This is a genomic window from Mesorhizobium sp. M7A.F.Ca.CA.002.04.1.1 (genome assembly GCF_004022805.1).
Classification (GTDB): Bacteria; Pseudomonadota; Alphaproteobacteria; order Rhizobiales; family Rhizobiaceae; genus Mesorhizobium; species Mesorhizobium ciceri.
On the sequence record NZ_RZPL01000218.1, the window covers coordinates 1 to 7822 of the forward strand.

Here is a 7822-nt window from a genome sequence, read left to right on the forward strand (position 1 = left end):
GCTCCTTCTCGATCGCGGCGACGGTTCTTGCCATGCGCGGCTCGTCGGTGACGTCGCAGGGAAAGGCCGTGACGCTGCCCGGCATCTGCGCGGTCTCGACGACAAGCGTGTCGATCGGATCGTCGTCGAGCGCCGTCACCGCGACGGCATAGCCCTGGGAAGCAAGATCCCTGGCCAAGGCACGGCCGATGCCGCTCGATCCGCCCGTGATCCAGGCGACGCCGTGCTTCGGGTTGGCCCGGTAGAGTGTCATGCTGCGCCCTGTCGACTTGTTGGTGCTTTGCTCTAGCGATGAAGAAATCGAATGAAAAGCTGCTTTTCAACGTCAGCCGGAAAATGAGCTGTGGCGCAAGAGGTCGGTTTCGGGAAGCGCTGACGCAATTACAGTACCGCAAATGCGACTGGACCAGACAAATTCTTGCCTTGAAACTGCAGCTTCGGGTTTCTAGGGTTTCGGCGCACCTACACAAGGAATCCTGAATGCCCCGTTCTGTGATCGACGCGATCGGCAAAACGCCTTTGATCCGCCTCAACAAAGCTTCGGAACAAACCGGTTGCGAGATCCTGGGCAAGGCCGAATTCATGAATCCGGGCCAGTCGGTCAAGGATCGCGCCGGCCTGTTCATCATCCGCGATGCCGAGCAGCGTGGGCTGCTGAGACCCGGCGGTGTCGTCGTCGAGGGAACGGCGGGCAACACCGGCATCGGGCTGACGCTGGTCGCCAAGGCGCTCGGCTATCGCACCGTCATCGTCATTCCCGACACACAGAGCCAGGAGAAGAAGGACACGATCAAGCTGCTCGGTGCCGAACTGATCGAAGTGCCTGCCGTGCCCTACAAGAACCCCAACAATTATGTGAAACTGTCGGGGCGGCTGGCCGAGCAACTGGCGCGGACCGAGCCGAACGGCGCCATCTGGGCCAACCAGTTCGACAATGTTGCCAACCGTGACGGCCATATCCGCACCACAGCAGAGGAAATCTGGAGCCAGACCGGCGGCAAGGTCGATGGCTTTGTCTCGGCGGTCGGTTCCGGCGGCACGCTGGCCGGCGTCGCCTTTGGGCTGAAGGCGAAAAGCAAGGATGTGAAGATCGCGCTGGCCGACCCGCTGGGGGCCGCGCTCTACTCCTTCTACACCAGCGGCGAGCTGAAGTCCGAAGGCAGCTCGATCACCGAAGGCATCGGGCAGGGGCGCATCACCGCCAATCTCGAAGGGTTCACGCCGGACTTTTCCTTCCAGATCCCCGATGAGGATGCGCTGCCGATCGTCTTCGACCTGATCCAGGAAGAGGGGCTTTGCGTCGGTGGCTCGACCGGCATCAACATTGCCGGCGCGATCCGCCTGGCCAGGGAATTGGGTCCCGGCCACACCATCGTGACCATTCTTTGTGACTACGGCACGCGCTATCAGTCAAAACTGTTCAACCCGGAATTCCTGCGCGAGAAGCAACTGCCGGTGCCGGGTTGGATGGAGCTGAAGAGCACAATTTCGGTGCCGTTCGAAAAGGTCGCGTGATGGCAAACTGGACGGATGCCCTGTTTCGCGACGACGCCTATCTGCGGACGGCGGATGCGACGATCGTTGCCGTCAACGACCGCGGCGGCATCATCCTCGACCGGACGATCTTCTACGCCACTTCGGGCGGCCAACCGGGCGATACCGGGTGTCTCGAACGCGCGGACGGCAGCCGCATCGCCATTGCCGCTACCCTCACCGGCGAGACCAAGGACGAGATCATCCATGTGCCGGCGCCGGAGCAAGCAGTGCCACAGGTCGGCGAGACGGTGAGGTTGGCCATCGACTGGGAACGCCGGCATCTCCTGATGCGCATGCATGCGGCTTGCCATTTGCTCACCGTCGTCTGTCCGTTTCCAATCACCGGTGCCGCCGTTTCCGAGGACGACAGCCGTGTCGACTTCGACGCTCCGGATGCCGGCTTCACCAAGGAGGACATCACCGCCGGGCTGATGGAGCTGGTGCGGGCCGATCATCCGATCTTTGTCAGGCTGATCAGTGACGAGGAACTGGCCGCCAATCCCGGCCTGGTGAAATCCAAGAACGTCCGGCCGCCGGCCGGCACCGGCAAGATCCGCCTGGTCTGTATCGGCGACAACGCCTCGGTGGACAGCCAGCCCTGCGGCGGCACCCATGTGAAGAGCACTGGCGAAGTCGGCGAAATCCACATCGGCAAGATCGAGAAGAAGGGCCGTGAAAACCGGCGCTTCCGCATCCGCTTTGGGCCGATGCCGGCAAACTGAACAGACAGTGATCGCCAAAAGGCGAGCAGGAGCACAAAATGGCCGAGGACAGCCCCTTCACCGTCGACGCAGACTGGCTGCAGCAACGTCTCGGCGAGCCGGGCCTGACGATTCTCGACGCATCCTGGTATCTCCCGGCGCAGAAGCGCGATGCGCGCGGCGAGTATGATTCGGCCCACATCCCGGGCGCACGATTTCTGGATCAGGATGCGGTTTCGGATCCGGATTCGCCCTTGCCGCATACGCTGCCGTCACCGCAGCATTTTGCCCAGTATGTCGGCGCCATGGGCGTTTCGGCCGATGACACCATCGTCGTCTACGATGGTCCGGGTTTCTTCTCGGCGCCCCGGGCGTGGTGGATGTTCAGGGTGATGGGCGTCTTCCAGACCTATATTCTGGATGGCGGCTTCGATGGCTGGAAAGCCGCCGGCAGACCGGTGACGGCTGAGCCGACGAAGATCGCGCCAAGCGTGTTTCATGCCGATTTCGACTCCGGGCGCGTCGCCAGCCTCGCCGACATGCGCCGGATCGTCGACACCAGGGCAAGCCAGATCGCCGACGCCCGGGGACCGGGCCGCTTTACCGGCGCCGAGCCTGAGCCGCGCGCGGGTATCCGCTCCGGCCATATGCCTGGCGCGCGCAATCTGCCCTATTCGGCGCTGTCGGAAAATGGCGAGCTGCTGTCGAAGGACCGCCTGCGCAAGGCGATCGAGGAGGCCGGCATCGATCTGTCGAAACCTGTCGTCACCTCATGCGGCTCCGGCATTACCGCAGCGGTGGTGACGCTGGCGCTGGAAACACTTGGCCATACCAACAACAGGCTTTACGACGGCTCCTGGACGGAGTGGGGCGGGCTTTCCGACACGCCTGTCGTGACCGGCCCCGTTGTGATCGGCAAGGAATGAAGACGATGGAAAACGGCGCGCTGGAAGATATTGACGTCACGGTGACGTTTCTCGAGATGCATGTGCCGCCGGCCTATTCGCCGCCGGTGCCCTACAACCGTCAGATCGCGCTGCTGAAGACCAAGGACATTCCGCTGCATTTCTACCGCTATCTGATGGACCGGGTGGGGCGCAAATGGCACTGGGTCAATGTGCTGAGGCTGGATGACGACGAGCTTGCCGCCGGCATTCATCGCGAGGATCGCGACATCAGGGTCCTTTATCTCGACGGCGCACCCGCCGGCTTCTTCGATCTCAAGCCGCATCTGCCGGAAGAAGTCGAGCTCGCCTATTTCGGCATGATGGAACATGCGACGGGACAAGGCATCGGCCGCTGGTTCCTGGGTTCCGCGATCGCAGCCGCCTGGTCGCATGGTCCGAAGCGCGTGACGGTGCAGACCTGCACGCTCGATCATCCGGCGGCTCTGCCGCTTTACCAGAAGCTCGGCTTTGCACCGGTGGCGCAAAAGAAGGAAATCGTGCATCCGCTGCCTTTCGCCGAGCGCGCGGCCAGCGTCATGCGGCCCTAGCCGGAAGCTGACACCAGCTCGAATCTGAACCTGTCGTTCATCGGCCCTTCAGGCTGCTTTTGGCATGTTGCCCGCACCATCAATGCGGCCAAGGCCGAAGGAGACGAAGACATGCTGACCCGCCGTACACTTGCCGCCGCGCTGATCGCGGCGATTGCCATGCCAAGCCTGGCCGCAGCCCAGGCGACAACGCCTTCGGCCGCGACGATCGAGCGGAAGCTCGAGGCAGCACCGCGTGTGAAATTGCGGCCGAACGAGCGCGTCACCATCCGGGAATTCAAGCGGCGCCCGGATTTGCGCCGCATGGCCCGCTCGATCGATATCCAGTCGATCAACTTCGCCTTCGGTTCGGCGGCTATTGCCAACTCGCAATACGACAAGATCGAGACTATTGCCGACGCGCTGCGGCGAATCCTGCGCCGCGATCCCGGCGCCCGCGTGCTGATCGAGGGCCATACCGACGCCGTCGGCTCCTTCCAGTCGAACCAGGCCCTGTCCGAACAACGCGCCGCTTCGCTCAAGCGCACATTGGTGCGCGAATTTAGGGTGCCCGGCCATGCACTGGAAACCGTTGGTTACGGTGAGGAGTTTTTGCTGGTGCAGACGCAGAACGAAAACTGGCAGAATCGCCGGGTGACGCTGCGCCGCTTCGACGATTTCATCCGTTGAGTCGCAGCTCCGAATTTTAATTAGCCGGCGCCTTTGACAGGAATCTGATGAGAGCCGATCGCCGAGGGGCGATCGGCTTTTCGACATTTGGCAGGAATCGGGTGGGCGGCGAGGGTTCAAGGACATAATTTCCAATCACGACACCGGAGATTTTTCCATGACCATCCAGTTCAAAGCTTTGCCGACCGAAGCTGTCAGGACGCTGCAGCGTGGTGGCGTCGATGCTTATGGCCAAACGCCCGAGCGAAAGGTCTCAGATGGTGACGGCATGCCTTGCCGGCATTGTTTGAAGAACATAGGAGCCGGCGATGCCTATCTTGTTCTGGCATACAGGCCATTCCCGCAGCTTCAGCCCTATGCCGAAACCGGGCCGATCTTCCTGCATGCCGAGGAATGCGACGGCGCTGCCGAGGGCGAGGCGCTGCCCGAGATTCTCGACAGCCCCGACTACATCGTGCGCGGCTATGGCAGGGATGACCGTATCGTCTATGGCAGCGGCGGCGTGGTCCCGACCGGAGACATCACCGGGCGGGCCAAGACCTTGTTGGAACGCGACGAGATCGCCTACGTCCATGTCCGCTCGGCGCGCAACAATTGCTACCAGTGCCGCATCGAGCGCGCTTGAGGCTGAGATTAGCCGCTGGAAACAGCTGTCGTACTCCCGTCGCATAGTCGCGATAGAAAGCCATTGTCGATCGATTTGCCGACCGCGGATGAACCGGCGGCAAATCTCGTCATCGAGGAAGCGGGGCTTTGGCTCCGCTTTTTTGTTGCCTGCGTTTGGAGCAGACGTATTCCACGCAAGAAAAAAGCCCGCCGGCATGGCCGACGGGCTGCAACTGTTTGGCTGGAGGGCCTTTTAGTTGAACTTGTACTTCGCGCCGAGGCGCACGGTGTGGAAAGAGGAAGTCGAGGTAAGGGTGTCGTCAGGTGCGCCGAATTCCGAAGAAAAGTCCTTCTTGGCGAACTGCGAATAGCGATATTCGAGGCCAACGGTGACATTGCTGGACAGAGCCGTTTCCAGTCCGCCACCGACCGAGAAGCCGCTGGAGCCCCAGTCGAGGATGTCGCCGATCGGGTCGGAAGCGTTCAGATCGAAATGCTGCCAGCTGTAGCCGGCAAGCGCATAGGCAAGGGTCGATTCGTTCATCTTCATGCCAACGCGGCCCAACACATCGAACCCATAGTCGGTATCGACGTTGATCGATCCGCCGCCGAGATCCAGCTTGGAAGTCATGCCGGAGTAGCGTGCATCGACCATGACGCCTGCGACCCAGCTGCCGAAGTCATGATCGTAGCCGACGTTCAGTTCACCAAAGGCACCTTCGCCACCGAGACCATTGAATTCCAGGTCGCCGAGCGGCGGAACGTTGATCTGGTGCACGGACGCACCGGCACCACCAGCGCCGCCGATATAGAAGCCGGTCCAGTTGTAGGCTGGCGTCTCGAAGGCAGCACCGCCGCCGTTCTGGGCACCGAAACGGTAATTGGCTGCGATCTGGAAAGTATGGCGCGAGGTGTCAAGATTGAGGAGACCGTCCGGAACCCCGACGATGCCAGCCTCGGAAAGAAGATCGTCCTTGGTCCCGAAGCCCGTATAGCGATACTCAGTCTTGATCGTCCAATTGCTGTTGATGGCCGTTTCGATGCCACCTCCGACAAAATACCCGCTCTGATCCCAATCAAAGTCGAAGCCAGCGTTCGTATCGAGCTTGTACTTCTGCCAGGAATAGCCACCCAGCACGTATCCCAGAGTGTTTGGCGTCAAGAGATAGCCGAGACGCAGGCCAGCGTCGAAACCGTAGGTTTCCTTGATCGAAGCGTCGAATCCCGTAATGTCCAGCGTGGTCCCGATGTTGCCGACGTGAGCGTCCAGCAGACCACCGATGAGGAACCGCGGCGCGACCATATAGTCATAGCCAACCGTCAGCTCACCGTAGACGCCTTCGCCACCAATGCCGTTCAGCGAGACTGGAATAAAATCGCTGCTGAGCTTGTGTACGTTGGCACCGGCGCCGACGCCAAAACCAACGTATAGACCGCTCCAGTTAAAGCCGGCAGCTTCTTCTACCGGCTGCACGACGTCTGCTGCGTGAGCAGCAGATATCAAAGCCACAGCAGAAACAGCACCAAGAAGAAAAGATTTCGCGGATGTGCGAATGAACATATGCCCGTACCCCATGAGTAAACCCAGAATGTCTCTAGCAGGGAACCGGCCGGCACGGGAATGACAAATATGCAACAATGATGAGCAAAGTGCCGTTGCGTCACATCTTTCGGCGCCATGCTTTGCCTGAAAAACAGGCTCGCAAGAAAAAACCCGCCGGCATGGAACCGGCGGGCTGGATTGAAAGGAGCTGTTTTTCGCGAAAATCAGGCGGCGAGTACCGCTTTCGGCTCGACCAGTTCGTAGCCGAGCGCCTCGGCGACTGCGCGGTTGGTGATCTTGCCCTTGTGGACATTGAGGCCGTTGCGCAGGTGATGATCGTCGACCAGCGCCTTCAGGCCCTTGTCGGCGAGCTGCAGGCCGTAGTGAAGCGTCGCGTTGTTGAGCGCGTGGGCCGACGTGACGGGCACGGCACCCGGCATGTTGGCGACGCAATAGTGGATGACGCCGTCGACCTCATAGGTCGGGTCGGCATGGGTGGTGGCGTGCGAGGTCTCGAAGCAGCCGCCCTGGTCGATGGCGACATCGACCAGCACCGAGCCTTTCTTCATGCCCGACAGCATTTCGCGCGAAACCAGTTTTGGCGCCGCGGCACCCGGGATCAGCACCGCGCCGACGACGATGTCGGCTGAAAAACACTCTTCTTCCAGCGCCTCGACAGTCGAGTAACGGGTGTGGACGCGGCCGGCGAAGAGATCGTCGAGCTGGCGCAATCTCGGGATCGAGCGGTCGATGATGGTGACGTCGGCGCCAAGGCCGGCCGCCATCCTGGCCGCGTGCAGGCCGACGACGCCACCGCCGAGCACGGTGACCTTGCCGGGCAGCACGCCGGGCACGCCGCCCAGCAGCACGCCGCGGCCGCCATTGGCCTTCTGCAGCGCCGTGGCGCCGGCCTGGATCGACAGGCGTCCGGCAACTTCCGACATCGGCGCCAGCAGCGGCAGGCCGCCACGGTCGTCGGTCACGGTCTCGTAGGCGATTGCCGTCACGCCGGACGCAAGCAGGCCCTTGGTCTGCTCCGGATCCGGAGCAAGGTGGAGGTAGGTATACAGGATCTGGCCTTCGCGAAGCTGCGCCCATTCGCTGGGCTGCGGCTCCTTGACCTTGACGATCATGTCCGACTTGGCGAACACCTCGGCGGCCGTCTTGGCAATCGTGGCGCCGGCGGCGCGATAGGCGTTGTCATCGGCGCCGATGCCGGCACCGGCCCCGGTCTCGACCAGCACTTCGTGGCCATGGGCGACATATTCGCGG

At 61.8% G+C, this 7822-nt stretch carries 9 protein-coding genes; 6 read left to right on the forward strand and 3 right to left on the reverse strand.

Features of this window, described 5'->3' with window-relative positions; all coding sequences use genetic code 11:
• Nucleotides 1-253, reverse strand: a 253-nt coding sequence (locus tag ENZ75_RS13785) for an SDR family NAD(P)-dependent oxidoreductase (RefSeq protein ID WP_128278143.1), incomplete at its 3' end; no start/stop codon positions are given.
• A gap of 227 nt (nucleotides 254-480) precedes the next feature.
• Here ENZ75_RS13785 and ENZ75_RS13790 point away from each other — a divergent pair.
• The 6 genes from ENZ75_RS13790 (at nucleotide 481) to ENZ75_RS13815 (ending at nucleotide 5026) form a co-directional block, all read left to right on the forward strand.
• Entirely contained in the window at nucleotides 481-1515 is a 1035-nt protein-coding gene (locus ENZ75_RS13790; RefSeq protein WP_013531459.1) for a cysteine synthase A, read from the forward strand.
• Nucleotides 1515-2258, forward strand: coding sequence for an alanyl-tRNA editing protein (locus ENZ75_RS13795; protein WP_063168059.1), 744 nt, complete (start codon nucleotides 1515-1517; stop codon nucleotides 2256-2258). Before ENZ75_RS13790 ends, ENZ75_RS13795 begins: the two co-directional genes overlap by 1 nt.
• Before the next feature lie 38 nt (nucleotides 2259-2296).
• Nucleotides 2297-3163, forward strand: a complete 867-nt coding sequence (gene sseA, locus ENZ75_RS13800; protein WP_063168058.1) for a 3-mercaptopyruvate sulfurtransferase — start codon at nucleotides 2297-2299, stop codon at nucleotides 3161-3163.
• Between the two features lie 5 nt (nucleotides 3164-3168).
• Complete coding sequence (locus ENZ75_RS13805) at nucleotides 3169-3732, forward strand: GNAT family N-acetyltransferase (protein ID WP_013531462.1); 564 nt, start codon at nucleotides 3169-3171, stop codon at nucleotides 3730-3732.
• A gap of 111 nt (nucleotides 3733-3843) precedes the next feature.
• Nucleotides 3844-4401 carry an OmpA family protein gene (locus tag ENZ75_RS13810; RefSeq protein ID WP_013531463.1) on the forward strand — a complete coding sequence of 186 codons (558 nt, stop codon included), beginning with the start codon at nucleotides 3844-3846 and terminating at the stop codon, nucleotides 4399-4401.
• A 157-nt stretch (nucleotides 4402-4558) separates the two neighbouring features.
• Nucleotides 4559-5026, forward strand: a complete 468-nt coding sequence (locus ENZ75_RS13815) for a DUF1203 domain-containing protein (RefSeq protein WP_013531464.1) — start codon at nucleotides 4559-4561, stop codon at nucleotides 5024-5026.
• A gap of 234 nt (nucleotides 5027-5260) precedes the next feature.
• Here the strand turns inward: ENZ75_RS13815 and ENZ75_RS13820 are convergent, their stop codons facing one another.
• Nucleotides 5261-6568 (reverse strand): outer membrane beta-barrel protein, encoded by a 1308-nt coding sequence (locus ENZ75_RS13820; protein ID WP_063168057.1) that lies wholly within the window; start codon nucleotides 6566-6568, stop codon nucleotides 5261-5263.
• A gap of 206 nt (nucleotides 6569-6774) precedes the next feature.
• Nucleotides 6775-7822: alanine dehydrogenase (gene ald, locus ENZ75_RS13825; protein ID WP_128278144.1), on the reverse strand; the 1048-nt coding region annotated here is incomplete at its 5' end.

Bases quoted from the DNA above. Each gene is read 5' to 3' on its own strand.
- ENZ75_RS13795 (WP_063168059.1), top strand. From the start codon at position 1,515: ATGGCAAACTGGACGGATGCCCTGTTTCGCGACGACGCCTATCTGCGG.
- sseA (WP_063168058.1), top strand. From the start codon at position 2,297: ATGGCCGAGGACAGCCCCTTCACCGTCGACGCAGACTGGCTGCAGCAA.
- ENZ75_RS13805 (WP_013531462.1), top strand. From the start codon at position 3,169: ATGGAAAACGGCGCGCTGGAAGATATTGACGTCACGGTGACGTTTCTC.
- ENZ75_RS13820 (WP_063168057.1), bottom strand. From the start codon at position 6,568: ATGTTCATTCGCACATCCGCGAAATCTTTTCTTCTTGGTGCTGTTTCT.
- ENZ75_RS13790 (WP_013531459.1), top strand. From the start codon at position 481: ATGCCCCGTTCTGTGATCGACGCGATCGGCAAAACGCCTTTGATCCGC.
- ENZ75_RS13815 (WP_013531464.1), top strand. From the start codon at position 4,559: ATGACCATCCAGTTCAAAGCTTTGCCGACCGAAGCTGTCAGGACGCTG.
- ENZ75_RS13810 (WP_013531463.1), top strand. From the start codon at position 3,844: ATGCTGACCCGCCGTACACTTGCCGCCGCGCTGATCGCGGCGATTGCC.